Source organism: Lactobacillus pasteurii DSM 23907 = CRBIP 24.76 (genome assembly GCF_000297025.1).
GTDB classification, from domain to species: domain Bacteria; phylum Bacillota; class Bacilli; order Lactobacillales; family Lactobacillaceae; genus Lactobacillus; species Lactobacillus pasteurii.
The window spans coordinates 59,686-86,273 of the sequence record NZ_CAKD01000024.1 but is presented as its reverse complement, the minus strand read 5'-3'; the positions used below and the strand labels follow the sequence as shown (position 1 = coordinate 86,273).

The window sequence follows — 26,588 nt, the reverse complement described above, 5'->3', positions numbered from 1 at the left end:
CTTAATGATAAATAGAAAAGGCCTCGTGTATTAACGCGAGGTTTTTCTATAGAATATTTTTAATTTACTCTCTTTCATGGTAAAATTATTCTGTATTTTTAGACTTTTAACATTAAGGACCGATTTAATGGCTAACATTTTAAAGAAACTTTATAACGCTGATAAGCGAGAACTGAAAAAATTTGAAAAATTAGCAGAAAAAGTCGAAAGCCATGCTGATGAGATGAGTAAGCTTTCCGACGAAGAATTGAAAGCAAAAACACCTGAATTCCGTGAACGTTTGAAAAACGGCGAAACTCTTGACGATCTTTTGCCAGAGGCCTTTGCCGTTTCTCGTGAAGGAGCTAAGCGTGTGCTTGGTTTGTATCCTTTCCACGTTCAAATCCTAGGTGGTATTTCATTGCACTTTGGTAACATTTCCGAAATGATGACTGGTGAAGGTAAGACTTTGACAGCCACTATGCCAGTGTACTTGAATGCCTTAGAAGGTAAGGGCGTACACGTTGTTACTGTTAACGAATACTTGTCCAGCCGTGACGAAAGCGAAATGGGGCAATTATATCGTTGGTTAGGTTTGACTACTGGTTTGAACCTTAACTCAATGTCTTCAGACGAAAAACGCGAAGCATATAATTGTGACGTTACCTACTCTACTAACTCTGAGTTAGGCTTTGACTATTTGCGTGACAACATGGTTGTTTACAAGGAACAAATGGTACAACGTCCGTTGAACTACGCAATTATCGATGAGGTTGACTCAATCTTGATCGATGAAGCTCGTACTCCTTTGATCATTTCAGGTCAAGCAGAACAAGCTAATAGCGACTACATCCGTGCCGATCGCTTTGTTAAGACTTTGGTCGAAGATAAGAGCGATGATGATGCAGATGACGACAAGGACTATGGCGATTACAAGATCGACTGGCCAACTAAGACCATTTCATTGACTCGTCAAGGTATCAAGAAGGCAACTGAGCACTTTGGTTTGAAGAACCTTTACGATGTTGAAAACCAAAAGCTAGTTCACCACATTGATCAATCACTTAGAGCTAACTACATTATGCTTAAGGATATTGACTACGTGGTTCAAGATGGCGAAGTAATGATCGTTGACTCATTTACTGGACGTGTAATGGAAGGTCGTCGTTATTCAGACGGTTTGCACCAAGCTATCGAAGCCAAGGAAGGCGTTAAGATTCAAGAAGAATCTAAGACCCAAGCAACAATTACCTACCAGAATTTCTTCAGAATGTACAACAAGCTTTCAGGAATGACCGGTACTGCCAAGACTGAAGAAGAAGAATTCCGTGAAATCTACAACATGCAGGTAATTACCATTCCAACTAACCGTCCAATCGCTAGAAAAGATATGCCTGATATTCTTTACCCAACTTTGGATTCTAAGTTCCATGCAGTAGTTGAAGAAATCAAAGCACGTCATGCTAAGGGACAACCTGTTTTGGTTGGTACAGTGGCAATTGAAAGTTCTGAACGCTTAAGTCGTCTTTTAAACGATGCGGGAATTCCACATGCTGTTTTGAATGCGAAAAACCACGCTAAAGAAGCTCAAATTGTTATGAACGCAGGTCAAAGAGGTGCGGTAACTATCGCTACTAACATGGCCGGACGTGGTACTGACATCAAGCTTGGGCCTGGCGTTAAGGAATTGGGCGGTTTAGCAGTTATTGGTACCGAAAGACACGAATCACGTCGTATCGATAACCAGCTTCGTGGACGTTCTGGTCGTCAAGGTGACCCAGGTTACACACGTTTTTACTTATCTCTTGAAGATGATTTGATGAAGAGATTTGGTGGAGACCGAGTAAAGAACTTCTTAGACAGAATGTCTGACAACGATGACGATAAGGTAATCGAAAGCCGCCTGATTACTCGTCAAGTTGAATCTGCACAAAAGCGTGTTGAAGGTAACAACTACGATACTCGTAAGCAAACCCTTCAATACGACGATGTTATGAGAATTCAACGTGAAATCATCTACGGCGAAAGAATGCAAGTAATTGAAGAAGATCGTTCATTGAAGTACATCTTGATTCCAATGATTCATCGTACAATCGATGCTCAAGTATCAATGTTTACTCAAGGCGATCGTAAGGACTGGAGGCTTGATTCACTTCGTGACTTCATTTCTTCAAGCTTAACTTCAGAAGATTTCGCAGATAAGATCGATTACAAGACAATTACGCCAGATCAATTGAAACAGAGACTTTATGATGCAGTTGAAGCTAACTTCAAGGAAAAAGAAGAAGCTTTAGGCAGCGATGAACAAATGCTTGAATTCGAAAAAGTCGTAATCTTGCGTGTTGTTGATGATCGCTGGACTGATCATATCGATGCTATGGATCAACTCCGTCAATCAATTGGACTTAGAGGCTACGGTCAATTGAACCCACTTGTTGAATATCAAGAATCTGGTTACCGGATGTTTGAAGAAATGATTTCAAATATCGAATTTGATGTAACCCGCTTGTTCATGATGGCAGAAATTAGACGTAATTTAAGTCGTTAATATTTTAGATATGGGAGAAAGTTCTAGCTGACTTTCTCCTTTTTTATTAAAAGGATATAGGTGAGATAATGGAATTAGCAGAAATTCAAAACGCCCTGGATGAGTTGAATACTCGTTTGAACCACTTTAGGGGGTCTCTTTGACTTAGATGCAATTAACGAAAGCATCGAAATCAATGAACAAAAGATGGCTCAGCCGGACTTTTGGAATGATCAAGAAGCTGCGCAAAAATTAATCAGCGAAAACAACCGCTTGAAGGAAAAGCGCGATTCTTTGATGAACTTAGTTGCTGGCTACGAAGATGAGCAGACTGCGCTTGAACTTTTAAAGGCCGATCCAGATCCTGAACTTCAAGAAGAAATCGAAACTGAATTAGCAAGCTTGCAAGAAAAATTCCATAACTATGAATTGGACTTATTGCTGGCTGGTGAATATGATGATCACAATGCTTTGATGGAAATTCACCCAGGTGCTGGTGGAACTGAAGCAATGGACTGGGGGCAAATGCTCTTTAGAATGTACCAGCGCTACTGCGAAAGTGCGGGCTTTAAATTTGAAGTCAATGACTATGAACCAGGCGAAGAAGCAGGACTAAAGAGTGTAAGCATTAGAATAGTTGGCAAAAATGCCTACGGGATGCTTAAGTCAGAACATGGCGTGCATCGTTTGGTTAGAATTTCGCCATTTGACTCAGCTAAAAGACGCCACACTTCCTTTGCTTCAGTTGAAGTAATTCCAGAAGTTGATGACAGCATTGATATTGAGATTGATCCTAAGGACCTAAGAATTGATGTCTTTCGCTCAAGTGGTGCAGGTGGTCAGCACATTAACAAAACGTCCAGTGCAGTTAGAATTACGCACTTACCAACGGGATTTGTGACGACTTCTCAAGCTCAACGTTCACAACTTCAAAACCGCGAAACGGCGATGAATGAACTTAAGGCTAAGTTGTTCCACTTAGAGGAAGAAAAGAAAAGACAAGAAAAAATGGCTCTTAAAGGTGAACAAAAAGAAATCGGGTGGGGTTCACAGATTCGCTCCTACGTTTTCCATCCGTATAACATGGTTAAGGATTTGCGGACAAATTATGAAACAGCAGATACTAGCGGAGTGATGGATGGGAAATTGCAGCCATTCATTTACGCATACTTACAGTGGTTGCTTAGTCAGGAAAATCCAGAATAGGTGAAAAAGATGACAGTGTTAGATTGGATTATTGTGGCAATTGTGCTCGTAGTCATTGTGGCAATTGCATTAGCAATATTGAACTTGTTGATCTATTTAATTCCAATAGTGGCAATAGCGGGCATCATTATTTGGCTTTTTTATCATTTCTCTAAGCGAAGCTTTTCAGATGATGTGCTGAACTTTATTAATAAGCGAATAGCGAAAAAACAAAAAATGTCCAATGAGGATGACTTTGATTCAACAGGTCGCAAACCAGCAAGAGATGTAACGACTAAGGATGTCGACGACTAAAGAAAGAGGTGTTTAAAATGACAAATGGAGTTAAATTAACCCAATTAATCAAAGATATTAGCGTTATTCACCCATATCAAGGCGAAAACTTTATTGCAGATAAGGAAGTTACTGTTAGCGATATTTATCGTCCAGGGCTTGAATTAACCGGTTATTTCGACTTTTACCCAACTAAGCGAATTCAGCTGTTAGGTAGAACGGAAATTTCCTATGCGGCTAGACTGGATCATGAAAGTCGCGAGCGTGTTTTCCAAAAAATGTGTACCCCAGATACCCCATGCTTCTTGATTTCGCGCAGATTGCCAATTCCTGAAGAATTGAAAGTTGAAGCCGAAAAAGCCCGAATTCCAATTCTTGTTTCAGGGGACTCAACGACTTATTTATCAAGTATTTTGACTGACTATTTGCGTTTGCGCTTAGCAGAGAGGACTTCAATTCACGGAGTTTTAGTTGAAATTAAGGGTATGGGTGTCTTGATTACCGGTCAATCCGGCGTTGGTAAATCAGAAACTGCCCTAGGCTTAGTTCAAAGAGGCCACCGTTTGATTGCCGATGACCGAGTAGATGTTTTCCAAAAGGATCACGAAACTGTAGTCGGTGAAGCACCAAAGATTTTAAACCACTTAATGGAAATCCGGGGGATCGGTATTATCGATGTGATGAACCTCTTTGGTGCCGGTGCAGTTAAGCAAAGAGCAGACATCCAATTGGTCATCAATTTGGTAAACTGGGATAAAAATGCCAATTATGATCGTTTGGGCTTTGACGAAAATACTCGTGAAATTTGCAATGTTGCCGTGCCACAAATCACTATCCCAGTAAAAGTGGGTCGAAACCTTGAAATCATTATCGAAGTAGCAGTTATGAACTTTAGAGCAAAGAAGATGGGCTATGACGCAAGCAAGGTCTTCGATGATAATTTGGCCAGCTTGATTGCCGAAAATTCACAAAAAGATTCTTCTCAAGGAAAAGAGTAGTGGCATGGTGAGTTTGATAATAAATCCAGTTGCTTTTAACTTGGGAAGTTTGTCTGTTAAGTGGTATGGAATAATCATGGCAGTTGCTATTACCTTAGCTACTTGGATGTCAATCAATGAAGGCAAAAAACGGCAGATTATTTCTGATGATTTTGTTGATCTATTGCTTTGGGGCGTGCCATTAGGCTATGTCGGGGCAAGAATTTACTATGTGATTTTTGAATGGGATTATTATGCTCAACATCCTTCACAAATTATTGCAATCTGGAACGGCGGAATCGCGATTTATGGGGGCCTAATTGCTGGTTTAATTGTGCTTTTAGTATTTTGCTATCGAAGGATGCTGCCACCGTTTTTGATGCTTGACATAATTACTCCGGCAGTATTAGCAGCACAAATTCTAGGGAGATGGGGCAATTTCGTTAATCAAGAAGCACACGGTGCAGCAACTAGCTTAGGCTTTTTGCAAAGCCTGCATTTGCCCGGATTTGTCATTGAACAGATGTATATCGGTGGTCATTACTATCAACCGACCTTTTTGTATGAATCATTCTTCAATTTGATCGGATTGATTTTGATTTTAAGTTTGCGTCATCGAAAGAATTTGTTCAAACAAGGAGAAATTTTTATTTTCTACTTGTTGTGGTATTCAGTTGTACGATTCTTTGTTGAAGGAATGCGGACTGACAGCCTATACATGTTCGGCGTGATCAGAGTTTCACAGGCCTTATCAGTGGTGATTTTTATTTTTGCCTTGGGCTTATTGATTTATCGACGTGTCAAAGTTAAGCCAAAGTGGTATCTTTATGGTAGTGGGTTAAAATATCCATATACTAGATAGGGAAAATTAAGAATAGAAAGTTTGAGAGAGAAAATGACAAAAATTGCAGTTTTAGGAAATGGTTCATGGGGTTCAGTATTAGGATCATTGCTTGCAGATAATGGCAATGACGTTGTCTTTTTCGGCAATAACGAAAAAGTTAACCAAGAAATCAACGAAAAGCACACCAACACTCACTACATGAAGGACTGGTCATTGAATCCAAATGCAGTTGCAACAGCTGATTTGGAAGAAGCAGTTAAGGGTGCAGAAGTTGTTTTGTTTGTTTTGCCAACTGCTGCTGTTAGAATTGTTGCCAAGAATCTTCGTCAAGTTTTGGACAAGCTTGGCACTAGCCCAATTTTGATAACTGCTACTAAAGGAATTGAACCAGGAAGCAAAAAACTTATTTCTGAAATTTTGACAGAAGAAGTTTATCCTAATGATGCAGATAAGATTGTTGCTATTTCAGGTCCAAGCCATGCAGAAAACGTTGCTCAAAAGGATTTGACTGCTATTTCATGCGCTTCAACTAGCAAGGAAAACTCTGAAATGGTGCAAAAGTTGTTCTCAAATAGCTACATGCGTTTGTACACCAACGACGACTTAATCGGTGTCGAAGTTGGCGGTGCCGTTAAGAATGTTATTGCGATTGCTGCCGGAATTTTATATGGTAAGGGATACGGCGACAATGCTAAGGCTGCCTTGATGACTAGAGGTTTAGCTGAAATTGCTCGTCTGGGGGTAAGTCGCTTTGATGCTAAGCCAATGACTTTCAGTGGTTTATCTGGAATCGGCGATTTGATCGTTACTTGTACTTCAGTCAACTCACGTAACTGGCGTGCAGGTAAGCAAATTGGTGAAGGCAAGAGCTTAGACTACGTACTTGAAAACATGGGCCAAGTTGTTGAAGGTGCAACCACGGTTAAGGCTGTTCATGAACTTTGCCAAGAAGATGGCATTGACATGCCAATTAACGAAGCTATCTACCATGTTTTATACGAAAATGCCAATGTTGATGAAGAAATCAGCAAGATGATGGGTAGAGCTCCTAAGCCAGAAATTCGCCTTTAAGCAAAAAAATTGCAAATTTTAAAATCTATGCTATTATCATACTTATAAAAAGTAAGTTAAAGATATTGAGGTGTATTTATGACCGAACGTAAAGAGTATGACGTAATTGTAATTGGTGCAGGACCTGGCGGAATGACTGCTGCATTGTATGCTGCTAGAGCTAACTTAAAGGTTGCCGTTCTTGATCGTGGACCTTATGGTGGTGCGATGAACAACACAGATGCAGTAGACAATTACCCAGGCTTTGTGGATGTTAAGGGCCCAGAATTAGGCGAACATATGTATCAAACTATGATGAAGTTTGAGCCTGATTTTGAATATGGCGACGTTCAAACTGTTAAGTTAGAAGATGGCAAGAAGGTCGTCGTAACTGATGTTGGCGAATTCGCTGCCCCTGCATTGATTATTGCTACTGGTGCAGATCATAAGAAGATTGGCGTACCTGGAGAAGAAGAATATTCAGGTCGAGGCGTTTCCTACTGCGCAGTCTGCGATGCGCCATTTTTTAGAGACGAAGATTTAGTAGTTATTGGTGGTGGCGATTCTGCCATTGAAGAAGGTATTTACTTGACTCAACTTGCTAAGTCAGTAACTGTGATCCACCGTCGTGATCAATTGCGTGCACAACCAATTTTGCAAAAGCGCGCATTTGCTAACGACAAGATGAACTTCATTTGGAATGCTCAAGTTGAAGCCATTGAAGGCGATGGCCAAAAGGTTGAAAAGGTAACTTACCGCGACAAGGAAACTGGTGAAGAAAAGGAAGTTAAGGCTTCTGGAGTATTCATTTATGTAGGTATTTTGCCACAAAGCAAGCCATTTGCTGACCTTGGCATTTTGGATGAACAAGGCTGGGTAGCAACTGATGATTTAATGCATACTAATGTACCAGGCATCTTTGCTTTGGGTGACGTTCGTGCTAAACATTTGAGACAAATTGCCAACGCAGTTGGTGATGGTAGTATTGCCGGTCAAGAAGCTTACAACTACATTCAATCTTTAAATGATTAATTCTAAAAGCAGCTATTAAGCTGCTTTTTTTATGTTTTAGATAAAAATAATTAATTGCCAGATCTTGCTGACTATCTGTAGTAAAATTAGCTTAGTATATTGTATATTGTTTTTTAGAATTTGAGGAAACTATGAACGTAGAAGAGAAATTTTTAGAATGGAAAAAGGCCAACTTGCCGGACTACTTAAGAAGTCAGCTAGATCAACTAGGGCAAGATCCAGAATGGATCAAGGATGCTTTTGGCCAAGAGATTAACTTTGGTACTGCTGGGATGAGAGGAAGACTTGAACCAGGAAGCAACCGGATTAACTTATTCACAGTTGCCAAGGTAACTGAAGGAATGGCTAGATGGATTGAAGAAAATGGCCCAGAAGCCAAAAAGCGTGGAGTAGCGATTTCGTTTGATTCGCGCTATCACTCAAGAGAATTTGCGGAATATGCAGCTCGAATTTTGGCTAGTCATGAGATTCAGGTTTACTTGTTTGATGATTTGCGCCCAACGCCAGAATTGTCTTTTGCAGTGAGATATTTGCATACTTTTGCCGGAATTAATATCACCGCTTCACATAATGCCAAGCAATACAATGGCTACAAGGCTTATGGCGAAGATGGAGCACAAATGGCACCAGAAAGCGCAGATCGCTTGTTTAATTATGCTCAGCAAGTTGAGAATGTCTTTGAATTGCAGCCTGATTCACTAGAAGACTTGCGAGTAAAGGGCAATTTGCAATTGATTGGCGAAGACCTTGATCAAGCCTATTTAGATGCTTTGAAAGAAGTAACACTTGATCCAGAACTAATCAAAAATAATGCCGATAAGTTGAAGATTGTTTATACTCCACTTCACGGAACTGGCAAGATGATCTATGATCGTGCTTTTAGACAAGGCGGCTTTAACAAAGTAGTGACTGTGCCTAGTCAATCGATTATTGATCCTGAATTTCCAACAACCAAAAAGCCTAACCCAGAATACCGCGATGTCTTTGAACCTGGATTTAAATTGGCTGATGAAGTAAATGCCAACGTCATTATTGCAACTGATCCAGATGCTGACCGAATGGGAGCAGCTGTTAGAACTGAAACTGGCGAATTCAAGGTTTTAACTGGAAATCAGATCGCTACTTTGATGGCATACTATGTTATGCGTTCGCTTAAAGAAAGAGGACAGCTTTCTCCTGATTATGAAATCATCACTTCGGTTGTTTCTAGCGCTTTGCCTTTCAAGATTGCCAAGGACTTTGGCATTAAGAGCAAGTATGTTTTGACTGGCTTTAAGTATATTGGCGAAGAAGTCGATCGCATGAACAAGGACGGGGATGCCAAGTTCTTGATGGGCTTTGAAGAAAGCTATGGCTATTTATTCAAGGCTTTTGCCCGCGATAAGGATGCGATGCAAGGAGCCTTGATGTTTGCTGAAGTTGCCACTTACTATGCTTCTAGATCAATGACGGTCTTCGATGGTTTGCAAGAAATCTGGCATAAATACGGCGTGGCTTATGAAATTACGCGCGCAATTGAAATGCCTGGTATTAGCGGACAAAAGAAAATGGAAGCCTTGATGAAGCAATTAAGACAAGATCACTTAACCGAAATTGACGGACATCAAGTAATAAAATTTCAGGACTTCCAAGAGCAAATCGAAAGCAAAAATGGGCAAACTACTAGACTAATTGGTTTTCCAAAGTCTAACGTCTTAAAGTACTTCTTGGATGATGAAACTTGGCTGTCATTAAGACCATCAGGAACTGAGCCAGTTATTAAGGCTTATGTTGGCGTAAATCAGCCAACAATTGAGCAGGCAGAAGAAGTTGCCAAAGCTTATCAAGATGCAATCGATGATTTGCTGAAATAAGCAAAATAGATGAGTTTGGGACATGTTAGTAGTAAAATAGAATTCTAATAAAGTTGGACAACTGAGTCCAACTTTTTTGATGGTTGCTGCAATTTTTAACTAGTGGGGGCAAAATGATTACTAGAAAAGAAAATCGCAAATTTGAACTTGTATCAAAATATAAGCCAGCTGGCGATCAGCAACAAGCGATCGACCAATTGGTTGATGGGTTTAACAAGGGATATCATGAACAGATTCTTGAAGGTGCAACTGGTACGGGGAAGACTTTTACCATGGCCAATATCATTGCTAAACTGAATAAGCCAACTTTGGTTATTTCGCACAATAAGACCTTGGTTGGCCAGCTTTATGGTGAATTCAAGACTTTTTTCCCTAATAATGCCGTGGAATACTTTGTTTCATACTATGACTACTACCAGCCTGAAGCCTATGTTCCTCAATCAGATACTTATATCGAAAAAGACTCCGCAATCAATGATGAAATCGACCAATTGCGTCACGCAGCAACTAGTGCCTTGATGGAAAGAAACGACGTCATTGTAGTTGCCTCTGTTTCCTGCATCTACGGATTGGGTGACCCAAAAGAATATGCTAGAAGCGTTTTGACTATTCATGAAGGCGATGAATATGAGCGCAACAATCTTTTGCGTGATTTGATCAATATTCAATATGACCGCAATGATATTGATTTCCAACGTGGACGCTTTAGAGTGCGCGGAGATGTGGTAGAAATTTTCCCAGCTGGAAATTCCAACCATGCTTATCGAGTAGAATTTTTTGGCGATGAAATTGACCGCATCGTTGAAATTGATTCTTTGACTGGGGATGTCTTGGGAGAAAGAGAAACTATTTCACTCTTCCCAGCTACTCACTTCATGACTAACGATGAACAGATGCGCAGAGCCTTAGCAGCTATTTCTAAAGAAATGGATTTGCAAGTCAAGAAGTTCGAAGGAGAAGGCAAGTTATTAGAAGCGCAAAGAATTAAGCAGCGTACTACTTACGATATGGAAATGATGGGAGAAGTAGGCTTTACCAGCGGAATCGAAAACTATTCTCGGCATATGGAAGGTAGAAAAGCCGGCGAGCCGCCTTACACTTTGCTGGACTTTTTCCCAGATGACTTCTTAATTCTGATCGACGAATCACATGCCACGATGCCAGAAATTCGAGCAATGTATAACGGGGATCGCAACCGTAAGCAAACCTTGATTGATTACGGTTTCCGTTTGCCATCAGCTTTAGACAATCGACCATTGAGATTGCAAGAATTTGAAAAACATGTGGATGACATTTTGTACGTTTCAGCAACTCCTGGCGATTATGAACTCGAGCGGACCAGCCATAAGGTTGAACAGATCATTCGGCCAACTGGACTACTAGACCCTAAAGTCGAAGTCCGGCCAATTGAAGGACAGATCGATGACCTAGTTGGCGAGATTAATAAACGAATTGAACGCAATGAGCGCGTCTTTGTGACTACTTTGACTAAGAAAATGGCCGAAGACTTGACCGACTACTTGAAGGATTTGAGTATTAAGGTTAGATATCTCCATTCAGATATCAAGACGCTAGAAAGAATGCAAATCCTGCGCGATTTGCGTTTAGGCAAGTTTGATGTTTTGATCGGAATCAACCTGCTTAGAGAAGGAATTGACGTGCCAGAAGTATCGCTAGTTGCAATTTTGGATGCGGACAAGGAAGGTTTCTTAAGAGCTTATCGGCCACTAGTGCAGACGATGGGACGGGCCGCTAGAAATGCTAATGGTGAAGTCATCATGTATGCCGATCGAATAACCGATTCGATGAGAGCAGCCATTGATGCAACCAATCGTAGAAGAAGCATTCAGATGGAATACAATGAAGAGCATGGAATTGTGCCTAAGACAATTATTAAGCCAGTCAGAGATGCTATTTCAGCGCTTAAGTCAGTTAGCGATAAAAAGGATGAGAAGTCCGATAGCTTTGCTGACTTGGACTTTGACGAATTAACTGCCAAGCAAAAGCAATCCATGATTAAGTCGCTTCGTCAGCAAATGCAAGAAGCAGCTAAGAAGTTGAACTTCGAAGAAGCTGCAACCTTGCGTGATGCGATTATGGAATTAGAAAATTCTGGTCGAACACTCAAGACGAAAAAAGGAAAGAATCTATAATGGCAAATAACAAAATTATTGTTCGTGGTGCACGCGAACACAACCTAAAAGATATTGATCTGACTATTCCAAAAGACAAACTAGTCGTAGTAACTGGTTTATCAGGTTCAGGTAAAAGTTCATTAGCCTTTGATACTTTATATGCAGAAGGTAGAAGAAGATACGTTCAATCTCTATCTAGTTATGCTAGACAATTTTTGGGCCAAATGGATAAGCCAGATGTTGATTCAATCGATGGCTTAAATCCAGCTATTTCAATCGATCAAAAGACTACCTCGCACAACCCTCGGTCAACTGTTGGTACTGTAACTGAAATAAACGACTACTTGCGTTTGCTTTGGGCGAGAGTTGGTGTACCAGTTTGTCCCAATGATGGGACGATAATTGAACGTCAAAGCGTTGACCAAATGGTCGACCGGATCTTGGCTTTGCCTCAAAGAAGCAAGATTCAGCTTTTAGCACCAATTATTCGCCAAAAGCGCGGCGAACATAAAGAAGTCTTCAAACGGGTGCAACGTTCTGGTTATGTGCGCGTAATCGTCGATGGAGAAATGCATGACATTAGCGATGAGTTTGAATTAGAAAAAAACAAGCGCCACTCAATCGATATTGTAGTTGACCGTTTGGTTGTCAAAGAAGGCATTAAATCGCGCTTGTTTGACTCAATTGAAAGTACTTTGCGTTTGTCAGACGGATACATGAATGTTGACGTTATTGGCGGTGAAATGCTCAACTTCTCAGAATACTATGCTTGTCCTTTGTGCGGCTTTACAGTGGGCGAAATGGAACCAAGACTCTTTTCATTCAATGCGCCATTTGGTGCTTGTCCAGACTGCGATGGCTTAGGGATGAAATTAGCAGTTGATGAAGACTTGGTGATTCCAGATAAGAGCAAGACTTTGGCTGAAGGTGCATTAGCTCCATGGCAAGGTTCAAAATACTACACTCAGATGCTTGAGCAAGCTTGCCAGGCCTTAAAGATACCAATGGATAAGCCTTTTAATAAGCTAACTGCTCGTCAAAAGCGTGACATCTTATATGGATCTGACAAGCAAGTCAAATTCCATATTGATGGTGATTTCGGCGTTAATGACACTACCCAAGCCTTTGAAGGGGTTATGAACAACATTCAACGTCGCTATGATCGTCCAATGTCGCAATTTATGAGGGATGTCATGGGCAAGTACATGACAGAATTAACTTGTGCAACTTGTCATGGCAAGCGATTAAATGAAAAGGCCCTAGCTGTAAAAGTTGATGGCAAGGATATCGCTGAAGCATCCGAATTGCCAATCAATAAGGCTTATGAATTTTTCCAAAATGTAAAATTCAATGAGCAAAAGACTGCTATCGCTAAGCCAATTCTAAAAGAAGTTCGAGACCGCTTGTCATTCTTAAACAGTGTTGGTCTTGATTATTTGACGCTTTCAAGATCTGCCAATACCTTGTCTGGTGGGGAAGCTCAGAGAATTAGATTAGCCACTCAAATTGGTTCTAACTTGTCTGGCGTTATGTATGTTTTGGATGAACCTTCAATCGGCTTGCACCAACGCGACAATGATCGCTTGATTGCGTCTTTGAAGCGGATGCGCGATTTAGGCAATTCATTAGTTGTAGTTGAACACGATGATGAAACAATGCGTCAAGCAGACTACATCATTGATATGGGGCCAGGGGCAGGAGTTTATGGCGGTCAAGTAATGTCTGCTGGTACACCTGAAGAAGTGGAACAGGATCCTAATTCATTGACTGGACAATATCTTTCTGGCAAGAAGTTTGTCCCAGTTCCACTTACTAGACGAAAAGGTAATGGTAAAAAAATCACTATTAAGGGAGCTGCTGCCAACAACTTAAAGGACATTACGGTTGATTTCCCACTTGGTAAGTTGGTGCTAGTGACTGGCGTCTCTGGTTCAGGTAAGTCGACTTTGGTCAACATGATCTTGAAGCGAGCACTAGCACAGAAGTTGAACAATAATTCAGCTAAGCCTGGCAAATATGCTGGCATCACTGGCTACAAGAATATTGAAAAGATCATTGACATTGATCAAAGCCCAATTGGCCGGACGCCAAGATCTAACCCAGCTACTTATACTAGCGTTTTTGATGATATTAGAACTTTATTTGCTCAAACTAATGAAGCCAAGCTTCGTGGCTATACCAAGGCGCGTTTTTCTTTCAATGTAAAGGGCGGACGATGTGAGGCCTGCCACGGCGATGGAATCATTAAGATTGAAATGAACTTCTTGCCTGACGTTTATGTACCTTGTGAAGTTTGTCATGGCAAGCGCTACAACTCTGAAACTTTGGAAGTTACTTACCGTGAAAAGAACATCTCTGAAGTTTTGGACATGACAATCAACGAAGCAACTAAGTTCTTCTCAAACATTCCTAAGATTGAACGGAAATTGCAAACCATCGTTGATGTTGGCTTAGGTTATGTTAAATTAGGACAATCTGCTACTACCTTGTCAGGTGGAGAAGCGCAAAGAATGAAATTAGCAGCTGAGTTGCAAAAGCTTTCTACTGGCAAAAATTTCTATATTCTCGATGAACCAACTACTGGTTTGCATACTGATGATATCAAGCGCTTGATGGAAGTTTTGCAACGGTTAGTTGATGAAGGTAACACGGTTTTGATTATTGAACATAATCTTGATGTGATTAAATGTGCTGATTGGATCATTGATTTAGGCCCAGAAGGTGGAGAAGGAGGCGGCACCATTGTCGCAACTGGAACGCCTGAGGAGATTGTAAAGGTTAAAGAAAGCTACACTGGAAAATATCTCAAACCTGTCTTAGAACGTGATTTACTTTTGACACAAAATAGTAAAAAAATAGTAAAATAGTTCTAAGAGGTGAGTATTATGTATAGTTTTTCTTATCGAAGAGACCAGGGTGGTTTTGACTGGGGAGAATTTATTTCTGGTATTCTAATGGTCGTTGTTGGTTTGCTCTTATTGAAGCATCCTGAAAAAGGACTCCATGCTTTTGTTTTGATATTTGGAGTTGTCTCATTGGTTCAAGGTGTGGCATGGATAGCAGCTTACTTTAGATTTAAGCAATTTTTCGATTGGAGCTGGACAGCCTTCATTCCGGGAGTCTTAGATATTATCATCGGAATTTTGTTCTTAGTTTATGATGATGTCGGTGGCTTAACCTTGGCATATTTATTTGCCGTATGGTTCTTGGCAGACTCAATTGTCGGAATTGCCTTTTCATGGCATTTGAAGGTCTTTCAACCAGGATATTTCATTTTTAGCTTGATTATGAATATTCTTAGTTTGCTGATTGCGATTTCATTAATTTTCAATCCAATTTTGGCAGCTTTGAGCATGATCTGGCTAGTTGCATTTTGGCTACTTGTATTTGGCGTTAACCAAATAATCCTAGCCTGGATGCACAGATAATAAGTTTGAATGACAAATAAGTTTTGCGCTTGTTTGTCATTTTTTATTTTAAAAATCAAAAATGAAACACCCGGATGTGATATACTATTTCTGTCATGAAATGGATGGTGCAATAATGAACGAAAAAAAGAAGCAATTATTAATCGTAACTGGAATGAGTGGTGCAGGTAAGACTGTTACTGCGCATTCTTTGGAAGATATGGGATACTTTGTAGTCGATAACTTGCCACCAACTTTGCTTGGAAGCTTTTGGGATTTGATGGTTAATTCTAATGACTTCCAAAAGGTGGCCGTAGTAATTGACTTACGGGTTAAGAGTTTTTATGAAGACTTGTTAGATGAAGTCAATTCGCTTGAAGACAATGGTAAAGTTCAAGCAATGATCGTTTTCTTGGATGCTTCAGACGATGCTTTGGTTGCTCGCTATAAGGAAACTAGACGCTTGCCGCCACTTGCAAGTAGTGGCCGCTTACTTGATGGAATTCAAGCAGAACGCCAAATTTTGACGCCAATCAAGAACCGGTCAAATTATTTAATCGATACTTCGAATTTATCAACTAAGGAATTGAAGCAAAAGTTGATCGACAGCTTCAGCGATCGGGACCGTCAGCCATTTTCAATTGAAGTAATGTCCTTTGGCTTTAAGTATGGGATGCCAATTGATGCTGATATTGTAATGGATGTCCGCTTCTTGCCAAATCCATTCTACATTCCTGAGCTACGTCCATTCACTGGCTTAGATAAGCGAGTATTCGATTACGTAATGGAAAAGGATGAAACGCAAGTCTTCTACAAGAAGTTGCTTGAACTACTTGAGACAGCCATTCCAGGCTATGTGGATGAAGGCAAGGAAAAATTGACCATTGCCATTGGCTGTACTGGTGGACAACACCGCAGCGTCTCAATTGCTCAGCAGCTTGCTCGCGATCTAGCAAAGGATTATCCTGTCGACATAACTCACCGAGAGATTAGTCGCTATCTTAGAAAGTAGGTGCTAAGCTTTGGCTTATGGAGAAAATAGAATAATCCGCGTAATTAAAGGCAGAAGGCCAAGAGTCGTCGTTATCGGCGGCGGAACTGGCTTACCAGTAATTTTGAATGCTTTAAAAGATCAAAACGCGGAAATTACGGCGATCGTAACAGTTTCTGATGATGGTGGATCATCTGGTTCAATCCGCAACTTCATTAACGTTGTTCCGCCTGGCGATATTCGTAACGTTTTGGTTTCACTTAGTGATTTATCTAAAGAAGGAAAGGATATTTTCCAATATCGTTTTGATTCATCTGATTCCTTCTTTTCAGGTCATGCGATCGGTAACTTGATTATTGCTGCGTTAAATGAGATGCATGGCAATATCTTTGAAGCAGTACAGATTTTATCAAAGATGATGCATGTAGATGGACATGTTTTTCCAGCTTCAAATGAACCATTGACCTTGAATGCGGAATTTGTTGATGGCACTACTCAAGCTGGTGAAACAGAAATTACTGCTTTGGATAAGCAAATCAAGCGAGTTTGGGTGACTGATACTGATTCTGATGATGAACCTAAGGCAGTTTTGCCAGTTTTGGCAGCGATCATGCAGGCTGATGCGGTTGTTTTAGGTCCAGGTAGTTTGTTTACGTCAATCTTGCCTAACTTGATGATCAGCAACCTAGGACAAGCAGTTAGAGAAACCAAGGCAGAAGTAATTTACATCTGCAACATTATGACCCAACAAGGCGAAACTGATCACTTCAGCGATGCGGATCACGTTCGAGTAATTAACGAACACTTGGGTGGCCATTACATCAACACTGCTTTGGTCAATGGTGCCAAGATCGATATGTCTGAGTTCCATCCTGAGGACTATGATGCTTATTTAGAACCAGTTAGAAATGATTTTGCTGGGTTAAGAGAGCAAGAGTGCCGGGTAATTACAGATGACTTTATTGATCAAAGACACGGCCTAGTCTTCCATGATGGCAAGAAAGTTGGGAAAGAGATCATCAATCTGGCCTTTGAAGCGATGTCCCGCAGAAGGATGGATGAAGATTAATGGCAAGTTATGCAAGTGATGTAAAGAAAGAATTAACGGCCTTAGAGCTTCATCCAGAGCACGCTAAGGCGGAACTGGCGGCTTTTTTGCGAATGAACGGGGTCTTGAATCTGCATAATCGTCAATTTAGCTTGGATATCACGACTGAAAATCCAGCAATTGCTAGAAGAGTCTTTAAATTAATCAAAGTGGCCTTTAAAATCGAACCATTGTTGATTGTGTCGCGAAAGATGAAGTTAAAGAAGAACAATCAATATTTGGTAAGACTGCAACGGAATGTGAAAGAGATTCTAGAAGAGTTGCAAATCTGGGATGATGAAGAAGGCTTTATTACGCGCGTACCTAGTCGAATAATGGATTCGCAGCAAGGGGCAATGTCATATTTACGCGGAGCCTTTTTAGCTGGAGGAAGCGTGAATAATCCAGAAACTAGTCGCTATCATTTGGAAATATATTCTACTTATGAAGACCACAACGAGGGCTTAGCAGAATTAATGAATAAGTATTTTCATTTAAATGCTAGAACTACTCAAAGGCGTAGAGGATACATTGTTTACATCAAGGAAGCAGAGAAGATTGGTGACTTTTTGCATATCGTAGGTGCATTAAATGCAATGTTAGCCTTTGAAGATTTGCGAATTATGCGCGATATGCGGAACTCAGTTAATCGCTTGGTTAACTGTGACACTGCTAACTTGAAGAAGACAGCCTCAGCTGCTGCTAAGCAGATTGAAGATATTGAATTGATTGATCAGAATCTAGGTTTGGATAGTTTGCCAGAGAAGTTGGCGATTTTGGCTAGATTTAGATTGAAGCATCCAGAATTATCATTAAAAGAATTAGCTGCTCAAGTTCCAGATGGTCCTATTTCTAAGTCAGGAGTTAACCATCGACTTAAGAAATTGAAGGAAATTGCTGCTGGTTTGAAAACTGATGAATAACATGATTAGAACTCAAAGCACGGGCTTTGAGTTCTTTTGTTTTGGAGAAAATTTCCAAATTAGAATAAAAATATACCAGTTACGAAAAATTCATATAACTACAAAACAACTAACTATACTTAAATTAGAAATGGTAGAAGATACTTAACTAGAAGGGAGCAACAACCATGTTGGAACAAGGTGGCCCTATAAAATCGGAAAGAAAATTATGGTCTTTAAAAGATAGCGTATCTGAAAAGGATCTAAGAGTCATACGCGAATTTGATGCTAAAGCAGTATTAAGTCTAATTTCACTGCTATGTATTACTGCACTTGTTGGAATAGCCACTATAATTTATCGACCAGACATAGCAGCATGGGTGATGCTGATAATGATTCTTATTGGCTTACTTTTATTATTGTTTATGGGTGCAAGACTTTATAAACGGATTAACAAAAGTAGCAGATATAAATCTAGTTTTTTAGTCGATAATAAAAAAGAAATCCCTAAAAAAGCCATTTATGGGCTCTTGGCTTTAACTTCACATTAGATGTAAAGCAAAGTGAGAACAAATAAAGTAAAAGGATTGATCATCAACGTTTGCAAAACGAAGATAATCAATCCTTTTTAAATTTAAAATTAAATGCTAATTATTGTTCTTCATACCAGCTGTAGTGGAAGTTGCCTTCACGGTCAGTTCTTTCATAAGTATGAGCACCAAAGTAATCGCGTTGAGCTTGCAACAAGTTAGCTGGCAAAACTTCTGCCCGGTATGAGTCGTAGTAGTTGATCGCTGCAGCAAAAGCAGGGACAGGGATGCCAGCCTTGATCGACATGGCTACAACCTCGCGAATAGCCTTTTGATACTTGCCAGCAATGTCCTTGAAGTAGTCATCAAGCAATAGGTTGTCTAAATCAGGATTCTTTTCAAAAGCATCAGTGATCTTTTGCAAGAATTGAGCACGGATGATGCATCCCTCGCGCCAGATTTGCGCTAATTCACCAAACTTCAAATCCCAGCCGTAGCGCTTGGCATCGATGCGCATTTGTTCAAAGCCTTGTGCATATGACATTACCTTGCCAAAGTATAGGGCTTGGCGAATCTTTTCGATATATTCTTTCTTTTCTTCAGCAGTCAGCGAAACTTTTTCAACATCTTCAGGCAAAAGCTTGCTTGCAGCTACACGTTCTTTCTTCATCATAGAAATATAGCGTGCATACACAGCCTCGGTAATTACTGATTGTGGTGCACCGCCATCTAGAGCAGTTTCTGATGACCACTTACCAGTACCCTTGTTAGCACCGCGGTCGAGAATTACATCAACAATTGGCTTGCCAGTTCCTAAGTCGTCTTGACGAGAAAGAATATCGGCAGTAATTTCAATTAAATAAGAGTCAAGTTCGCCTTTATTCCACTCGGTAAAGATATTGGCCATTTCTGGAACTGATAAGCCGAGCACATTGCGCATAATGTTGTAGCTTTCGTCAATCAATTCTTCATCGCCATATTCAATTCCGTTGTGAATCATCTTGACATAATGTCCGGCCCCATTTTCGCCAATATAAGTTACACAAGGCTTGCCATCTTTAGCCTTAGCAGCAATTTGCGTCAAAATTGGTTCCACTAGATCGTAGGCTTCTTTTTGGCCACCAGGCATAAGGGCAGGGCCATGAAGTGCACCAAGTTCGCCGCCAGAAACACCCATGCCGATAAAGTTGATGCCTGATTGATCCAATTTCGCATTGCGGGCCATTGTATCGTGGAAGTTAGTATTGCCACCGTCGATCAAAATATCGCCCTTATCAAGCAGTGGCAACAAAGAATCGATAACTGCGTCAGTACCTGCGCCAGCTTTAACCATCATCAGAATGCGGCGAGGCTTTTCAAGCGAATTAACGAAATCTTCAAGCGTGTAGCTTGGAATTAGCTTCTTGTCGCTATGGTCGCGCATCATGTCATCAGTTCGATTGCGGTGGCGATTATATACGCCAACTGTGAAGCCGCGACTTTCAATATTTAGGGCTAAGTTTTTACCCATGACTGCAAGACCGATTACACCAATTTGTGCTTTTTTATCTGACATAACAATACTCCTAATCTATAAAATATCTGCCTAAATTATAGCACCACTTACAAAAAGTAAATAATATTTTGCACTTATGTCTGTCGATAACAAAAAATGATTGATAACTCGCTTTTTCCAGCGCAGCTATCAATCATTTTTAAATATAACGATTATTTCTTTTGGTTGACCATGATTTCGTCAATCAAGCCGTATTCCTTAGCTTCTTCAGCAGTCAAGTAATTGTCGCGTTCAGTATCCTTAAGGATCTTTTCGATTGGTTGACCAGTAGTTTCGTGTAAAATTTGGTTCAACTTCTTGCGGCTCTTCAAGATTTCTTCAGCAGCAATTTGGATGTCAGTTTGTTGACCTTGTGCACCACCTAATGGTTGGTGAATCAAAACAGTTGAGTTTGGTAAAGCAAATCTCTTACCCTTGGCCCCTGAAGTCAACAAAATTGAAGCCATTGAAGCAGCCATACCAATAGCAATAGTTGATACGTCTGACTTAATGAAGTTCATAGTATCCATAATTGCTAAACCAGAAGTGATTACACCACCAGGTGAGTTGATGTAAAGAGAAATATCTTTAGTATTGTCTTGTGCGTCAAGGAATAGCAATTGGGCGATAATTGAGTTGGCCATTTGGTCGTTGATTTCGCCGCTTAGCATGATGATACGGTCTTTTAATAATCTTGAGTAAATATCGTAGGCACGTTCGCCACGAGCAGTTTGTTCAATAACTGTAGGTACAAGCATTGTGTTACCTCCTAAAAAAATTAGCACTCTTACAAGTACAGTGCTAATTAAATCACTACTTTAATTAACTGTCAAACAAATCGTATTGAAAATGTATTTTTTCTAGACGCATTTTTATAATAGAATAGAGTTATATTACAAAATAAAATTTTAGGAGGATGACGTGAAGGTTAAAGGATTATTGGCTGCTAGTTCAGCCTTAGCAATTGGTTTAGGTATTTTCGGTAGCAACTATGTTTTTGCTGACGATAATTCGTCAAGTTCAACTGAGGCAAGTTCAAGCGATGTGGATGCATCTAAGACTGTTAAAAAGCAAACAGGTGACGTTTTAACTAGCTACAGCTTGATGACTAAGGTTGCTGGTAACAAGAATTATAAAGTTTGGAAGACGATTAATAAGGGTAAGGCCCAAGGCAAGGTGGCGGATGGAATTGATTTCCGCTACAACCACATTCAATCTACCCAAAGTATCAAGACTGGCAAGTACACTTACTGGTTCATCTATGTTGATGGTCGCCCAGTTGGTTGGGTAAACCAAAACTACTTTGCTAGAAATAAAATTTCCGTTCCAAAGACTGTAACTTTGGTTCGCAATGAAAATGCATTGTTTGATAGCCGGGATGCTATCAGCTATGCAACTGATGAAACTGGTACCGTTGTTGACAACTCCGAAGTATCTGTTTCTAAAGACAGTATTAGCTGTACTGATCCAGCTAGCTACAAGGTTAAGTACAAGATCGGCAAGACTACTGCTACTGTAAATATTACCGTTAGAAAGTCTACTAAAGAAGGAATCGGCGACTCAAGCAAGGTAATTGCTAAGCCAGGCGTAAGTGATTTGACTAGTTGGAAGTCTCACTATGGTTCATCATTAAACTACATTAGTCCAAAGGAATTCCAACCTGAAACTAACACTCATGTTTTCACTAGTGGCGAAATGACTCTTTCAACTAGATTGTTCCAACCAGTTTTACTCAGCGTTAAAACAGATACAGATGATGGCTACATCAACCGTGTTGGCCATATTCCAGAAGGTGTTACTACTTCTAATGGTTGGGCATACACTAGTTTGCTCAGCAGCACCAAGCTTTTGCAAGGCCACATTGTTGGTTACAACTTGAATGAATTGACTGATCCAATTGAACCACAGAACTTATTGACTATGAGCCAAAGCAAGTTCAACAAGTATGTCAAGAACATCAAGGTTAGTCCATACTTGCCAATTGGACATGGTCAAGCTATGGGATCAACTGACAAGTACATTTATGTTTTGGTAAATGACCACAGCGAAAAGATCTCTAAGGATTCAGAACAATTGATTCAAATTCGCAAGAGCGACTTGGAAATCAACAAGATCTGGACCATTAAATGTTGGGATGGCGACGACTCTAAGCCACGCTACTTCCAAAATGCCGTAATTACTTCAGATTACCAATTGTACGGCGTTTACTACGATCCAACCAGCAATCGTTATGAATACTGGGAATTAAACCGTAAGGGCGATAACTGGTACCCAACTATCGTTGGTGCAACCTCTGGAACTTTTGTTGGCGATGGTTCACCAGTTCAAGGATTTACTTATGATCCAGAAAATCAAAACTTCTACCTTGCTTTCAACGACTTGATTGTTAAGATCAACAGAAGCGGCGATTACCAAAAGTCCTTCAAGTTTACGACTGGTCGTGAAATCGAAGGTATGTCAGTTATGAACAACCGTTTATACGTAAACTTGGCTCAAAGAGCAGAATTGCTTGAAAGTAACAAGCTTGATTAATTAATAAAAAAGAAGCTTCCTATTAGCTTAGCGGGAAGCTTCTTTTTGTTGACAATCAGGACATAAACCAAAAATCTCCAAATGGCTGCTGGAGGTCTTGAAGCCTGTTTGCTTTTCAGCATTTGATCTCATCGTATCTTCTATTTCATCAAAATGTGGGTAATAAACATCGGCTATGCGACCACAACTTTTGCAGATAATATGAAAATGTGGTTCGACGAAGAAATCGTAGTGACTAGAATTGTCGCCATTTTTGATTTCGATTACGATCCCAACAGCAATTAATGAATTCAAGGTGTTGTACACTGTTGCTCGATTCAAGGGATCTGTTTCTTGGCTTAAATCTTTGTAAATCATGTCAGCAGTAGGGTGATTGTGATTTTCAATTAAGTAATTCAAAATCCGCAAACGTGGTTTAGTTGCTTTTAAGTTGTGTTGATGCAGTAAATCAGTTGCTTTTACGTCTACCATGTTTTCGCCAACTTTCTCACTAATTTATACTAAGTATAGTTTACCATGGATAACAAAAAAACACCCATTGGGTGTTTTTAATTTTCATTAAATATTGGCAGTTTCGCGCTTCTTGATGGCTGGAAGGATTAATCCTAAAGCAACCAAAATTACAGGCGTAATAATGTTCAAGAAGAGGGTAAATCCGTCAGGTGAGTACATACCACTGAAGCAGCAAAGAGCAGTAACGATGAAGCACCAGAAACCAGCAAGGTAAGCCAACCATTGCTTCTTAGTTAATTGATAGCTAGTTTCGAACTTTTCTTGTTGTCTTCTTAAGGCAATATATGCAGCAAATACCCACAAGTAACGCATTGGCATGGTAGTTGAATTTAACTTAACTAGTTGTGCCATAACTGCTTGGGCATTTGGCAATAAGGCTTGAGCAAGAATCAAACTTCCTGATAAAATAACGATCATCCAAATACCATTGATGTAAGCGCCATGCTTGTTCAATTTCAAAAGCTTAGATGGAATGAATTCCTTAGCTTCTTTACTACCAAGCAAAATTCTAAGTGGTGCGTCGATACTCAATACCAAAGTTGAGAATTGACCGATCACGTTACACCATGAGTAGATGTACATGAATAATCCACCTACATGGTAGTATTGACCCAAACGATCAAAGGCCATGTAAGCACCGTTTGAAATGTATTCGTTCAAGTTAGCATTGACTACTTTTGGATCAAACATCATTGCCATAGCAAAAGTACCAAGAATAGCAGAAACCATAACCATGATAGCTAAAGCCATCATTGCTTTAGGGAAATTCTTGCTTGGATCTTCAACCTTGTTTACGTATGGGGAAATTTTTTCACATCCACCAACCGCAAAGACCAAGATTGACAAGGAGCTGAAATACTTAAGATTGAAAGTTGGCATCAAGCTCTTCCAGTTAAGGTTAAGTGATAGGTAGCTAGCGTGTGGATTAATCACAGGTGCTGCAAACATCATCACAATGAATAAAATTGACATAATGAACATTGATGTACCAGCAATTGTGGTCAAGCTTTTAAGAACAGGAATACCGCGACTAGCCACCCAGCAAAAGAGCAAGAAGACTAGCAAGGTAGCAGCTTGAGTCCAAGCGGTTGGAACTGAGTCATACCAAGTAGTATTACCAAAAATTCCCCAGGACATGGCTCTAAGACCACCAGTACCCTTACTTGAAATATAAACAATGTGACAAGCCCAGTAAGTCCAGCCAGCGTAATAAGCCCATTTTGGACCCATAGTAGCATTTACCCATGAAGAAACGCCACCTTCAGCATCTTTAAACGTTGCACCTAGTTCACCAACCATCAGTGCATATGGAACAAAGTATAGCAAGAACATTAAGATCCAGCTGAAAACAACTCTAGTTCCATCAAAGTAGACATACCCGTTAACAACGTTACCAAATCCCCATACAGTGGAGAAGGCCATCATTGCTAAAGTAGTCCACATCATCTTTTTGGGATTACTTTGAGATTCGACCATATGGTTCTCCTTTAACTAATAATTTACTTAACTGTTCAATTATATAACAACTAGTTTGAAAATTCTTAATAATATTTGAATCGGGACATTGTAGGTTATTTTTTGTGACGATGTAAGCATTATTATGGTAACATTAATAAAAAGTATGTAAGTGTATGTATTAAGGAGGAAACATATGAAGCGTAAGAACAGTTTTAAGTTAGCTTTAGTAGCTGCGGCTACTTTAGCTGGAATGAGTATGTTTGGTTCAGCTAAGGCTAATACTGCAGATGCAGCAAGTTTTAGCAAGGCTGTTACCAAGATCGCCGGCAACAAGGACTATGCTATTTACCACAATGTAACTAGCAACGGTCCTTCAGGTAAGTTTACTTCTACCAGGTATTTCAAATATGGACAAATCCAATCAAAGAGATATCTTTCAACTAAGAAGGGTACTTTCTGGGATATCTATGTAAACGGTCGTCATGTTGGTTGGGTTGATCAAAACTTCTTTGCTAGAAACACTATTTCCGTTGCTAAGGAAGTATCTTTAGTACAAAATCCAAGCTACAGCTTCTCGACTAGGGATGCAATCAACTACGCAACTAACAGTCAAGGTACTGCTATTAACCCTGATAAGGTTTCAGTTTCTCAAGAAAACGTAAGTTCAAACGCAACTGTTACCTATACTTATGGCAAGGCTAAGGCAACTACCACTGTTACAGTTCACCCATGGCAAGAAGGTTATTCTTCAGCTTCAGCTAAGCCAGGCTTTAAGAACACTACTACTTGGACAGGTGGCTCAAAGGGTTCTTCACGCAACTGGAATGCAGCAGCTGGATACCGTTCAGAAACTAGAAGCAACACTTTCAAGAGTGGCGATTTGACTTTGAAGACCAAGCTATTTGAACCAAGATTCCTTTCATTAGGTTATGATGAAGCTGGCGATGCAATGGGCCAAGTTGGGGTTATCCCAGAAGGTATGAGCATGCGTGGCGGCTTATTTGTAACTTCTTTGTTCACAAGCAATTCAGCTAGTCGCGGTCACTTAGCTTCATACAACTTGAACGCGATTAAGAGTAAGTACGCTGCACAAAACTTGACTACTATGTCATTTGGCAGCTTCAAGTCATACTCTAAGAACATTAAGGTTAGTCCTTACATCAAGCTTGGACACGGTCAATCTCTTGGCCAATCAGCTTCATACATTTATGTAATGGCTAATGAAAACAAGTACAAGAACGGTCCAAAATCAGAAGAAATTTTGCAAATCCGCAAGTCAGATATGCAAATTGAAAAGATCTGGACTTTCAAGATTGCTAACAACCGCTACATCCACAACGCAACCTTTACTGATGACGGCACCATGTACGCCTTATTCCACAATGGTGCAAACCACTTGTACGAATACTGGAGAGTGAGTCGTTCAGGCGATAACTGGGTAGGTACAAAAGTTGGCGCAACTAAGGGCGACTTTATAACTAACTCACCAGTTCAAGGCTTTGCTTATGGCAACGGGTACTTCTTCGTTGGCTTTAATGACCACATCTTCAAGGTTAGAACAGATGGTACTGCAGTAAAGCAATACAAGTTCAACACTCGTCGTGAAATTGAAGGTATGGCTGTTGATGGTGACAACTTGTACGTTCAATTTGCTCAACGTTCAGAATTGACTGCTAGCAAGATCAAGTAAAAATAACAAATAAGAAAAATACCGATAGATAACATTTATAAGTAATGTTAAATATCGGTTTTTTTTCG

At 40.1% G+C, this 26,588-nt stretch carries 21 protein-coding genes; 17 read left to right on the top strand and 4 right to left on the bottom strand.

Annotation, left to right across the window (positions count from 1 at the left end; genetic code table 11):
* The first annotated feature begins 127 nt into the window (after positions 1–127).
* The 15 genes from secA to BN53_RS08080 all read left to right on the top strand — a co-directional run bounded on the left by secA (position 128) and on the right by BN53_RS08080 (position 18,814).
* Positions 128–2,527 (top strand): preprotein translocase subunit SecA, encoded by a 2,400-nt coding sequence (gene secA / locus BN53_RS08150; protein ID WP_009560482.1) that lies wholly within the window; start codon positions 128–130, stop codon positions 2,525–2,527.
* A gap of 68 nt (positions 2,528–2,595) precedes the next feature.
* A protein-coding gene (gene prfB / locus BN53_RS08145; RefSeq protein WP_133286420.1) for a peptide chain release factor 2 occupies positions 2,596–3,712 on the top strand; the annotation gives its coding sequence in 2 pieces (ribosomal slippage) (positions 2,596–2,667 and positions 2,669–3,712; 1,116 coding nt in all).
* Between the two features lie 9 nt (positions 3,713–3,721).
* Entirely contained in the window at positions 3,722–4,006 is a 285-nt protein-coding gene (locus tag BN53_RS08140; RefSeq protein ID WP_009560480.1) for a hypothetical protein, read from the top strand.
* A 17-nt stretch (positions 4,007–4,023) separates the two neighbouring features.
* Positions 4,024–4,983, top strand: coding sequence for an HPr(Ser) kinase/phosphatase (hprK, locus tag BN53_RS08135; protein WP_009560479.1), 960 nt, complete (start codon positions 4,024–4,026; stop codon positions 4,981–4,983).
* A gap of 4 nt (positions 4,984–4,987) precedes the next feature.
* The gene (lgt, locus tag BN53_RS08130; RefSeq protein WP_009560478.1) at positions 4,988–5,824 is read left to right on the top strand and encodes a prolipoprotein diacylglyceryl transferase; all 837 of its coding nucleotides are present in this window, start codon (positions 4,988–4,990) and stop codon (positions 5,822–5,824) included.
* 33 nt (positions 5,825–5,857) lie between these two features.
* A complete protein-coding gene (locus BN53_RS08125; protein ID WP_009560477.1) occupies positions 5,858–6,877 on the top strand; it encodes an NAD(P)H-dependent glycerol-3-phosphate dehydrogenase in 1,020 nt (339 codons plus the stop codon).
* 78 nt (positions 6,878–6,955) lie between these two features.
* Positions 6,956–7,888 carry a thioredoxin-disulfide reductase gene (gene trxB / locus BN53_RS08120; protein WP_009560476.1) on the top strand — a complete coding sequence of 311 codons (933 nt, stop codon included), beginning with the start codon at positions 6,956–6,958 and terminating at the stop codon, positions 7,886–7,888.
* A 131-nt stretch (positions 7,889–8,019) separates the two neighbouring features.
* On the top strand, positions 8,020–9,741 hold the full coding sequence (locus BN53_RS08115; RefSeq protein ID WP_009560475.1) for a phospho-sugar mutase: 1,722 nt from the start codon (positions 8,020–8,022) through the stop codon (positions 9,739–9,741).
* 113 nt (positions 9,742–9,854) lie between these two features.
* A complete protein-coding gene (gene uvrB / locus BN53_RS08110; protein WP_009560474.1) occupies positions 9,855–11,894 on the top strand; it encodes an excinuclease ABC subunit UvrB in 2,040 nt (679 codons plus the stop codon).
* Positions 11,894–14,743 carry an excinuclease ABC subunit UvrA gene (uvrA, locus tag BN53_RS08105; RefSeq protein ID WP_009560473.1) on the top strand — a complete coding sequence of 950 codons (2,850 nt, stop codon included), beginning with the start codon at positions 11,894–11,896 and terminating at the stop codon, positions 14,741–14,743. The genes uvrB and uvrA overlap by 1 nt, the downstream gene beginning before the upstream one ends.
* 18 nt (positions 14,744–14,761) lie before the next feature.
* Positions 14,762–15,304 (top strand): HdeD family acid-resistance protein, encoded by a 543-nt coding sequence (locus tag BN53_RS08100; RefSeq protein WP_009560472.1) that lies wholly within the window; start codon positions 14,762–14,764, stop codon positions 15,302–15,304.
* Between the two features lie 115 nt (positions 15,305–15,419).
* On the top strand, positions 15,420–16,295 hold the full coding sequence (gene rapZ, locus BN53_RS08095) for an RNase adapter RapZ (RefSeq protein WP_009560471.1): 876 nt from the start codon (positions 15,420–15,422) through the stop codon (positions 16,293–16,295).
* A 10-nt stretch (positions 16,296–16,305) separates the two neighbouring features.
* Complete coding sequence (locus BN53_RS08090; RefSeq protein WP_009560470.1) at positions 16,306–17,343, top strand: gluconeogenesis factor YvcK family protein; 1,038 nt, start codon at positions 16,306–16,308, stop codon at positions 17,341–17,343.
* Positions 17,343–18,284 carry a DNA-binding protein WhiA gene (gene whiA, locus BN53_RS08085; RefSeq protein WP_009560469.1) on the top strand — a complete coding sequence of 314 codons (942 nt, stop codon included), beginning with the start codon at positions 17,343–17,345 and terminating at the stop codon, positions 18,282–18,284. The genes BN53_RS08090 and whiA overlap by 1 nt, the downstream gene beginning before the upstream one ends.
* A 167-nt stretch (positions 18,285–18,451) precedes the next feature.
* Positions 18,452–18,814: a hypothetical protein gene (locus BN53_RS08080; RefSeq protein WP_009560468.1), complete on the top strand. Its 363-nt coding sequence runs from the start codon at positions 18,452–18,454 to the stop codon at positions 18,812–18,814.
* 100 nt (positions 18,815–18,914) lie between these two features.
* On the opposite strand, the gene gndA is transcribed toward BN53_RS08080, so the two are convergent.
* Both gndA and clpP read right to left on the bottom strand, forming a co-directional pair.
* Positions 18,915–20,348: an NADP-dependent phosphogluconate dehydrogenase gene (gene gndA, locus BN53_RS08075; protein ID WP_009560467.1), complete on the bottom strand. Its 1,434-nt coding sequence runs from the start codon at positions 20,346–20,348 to the stop codon at positions 18,915–18,917.
* A gap of 152 nt (positions 20,349–20,500) precedes the next feature.
* Entirely contained in the window at positions 20,501–21,085 is a 585-nt protein-coding gene (gene clpP, locus BN53_RS08070) for an ATP-dependent Clp endopeptidase proteolytic subunit ClpP (RefSeq protein WP_009560466.1), read from the bottom strand.
* Positions 21,086–21,248: 163 nt separating this feature from the next.
* On the opposite strand from clpP, the gene BN53_RS08065 reads away from it, so the two are divergent.
* A complete protein-coding gene (locus tag BN53_RS08065; protein ID WP_009560465.1) occupies positions 21,249–22,859 on the top strand; it encodes an SH3-like domain-containing protein in 1,611 nt (536 codons plus the stop codon).
* Positions 22,860–22,886: 27 nt separating this feature from the next.
* On the opposite strand, the gene BN53_RS08060 is transcribed toward BN53_RS08065, so the two are convergent.
* Positions 22,887–23,330 carry a Fur family transcriptional regulator gene (locus tag BN53_RS08060; protein ID WP_009560464.1) on the bottom strand — a complete coding sequence of 148 codons (444 nt, stop codon included), beginning with the start codon at positions 23,328–23,330 and terminating at the stop codon, positions 22,887–22,889.
* Between the two features lie 87 nt (positions 23,331–23,417).
* Positions 23,418–24,848 (bottom strand): APC family permease, encoded by a 1,431-nt coding sequence (locus tag BN53_RS08055; protein WP_009560463.1) that lies wholly within the window; start codon positions 24,846–24,848, stop codon positions 23,418–23,420.
* Between the two features lie 175 nt (positions 24,849–25,023).
* Between BN53_RS08055 and BN53_RS08050 the strand changes: the two genes are divergently transcribed.
* Positions 25,024–26,520 carry an LBA0864 family S-layer associated protein gene (locus tag BN53_RS08050; RefSeq protein WP_009560462.1) on the top strand — a complete coding sequence of 499 codons (1,497 nt, stop codon included), beginning with the start codon at positions 25,024–25,026 and terminating at the stop codon, positions 26,518–26,520.
* Positions 26,521–26,588 lie beyond the last annotated feature (68 nt).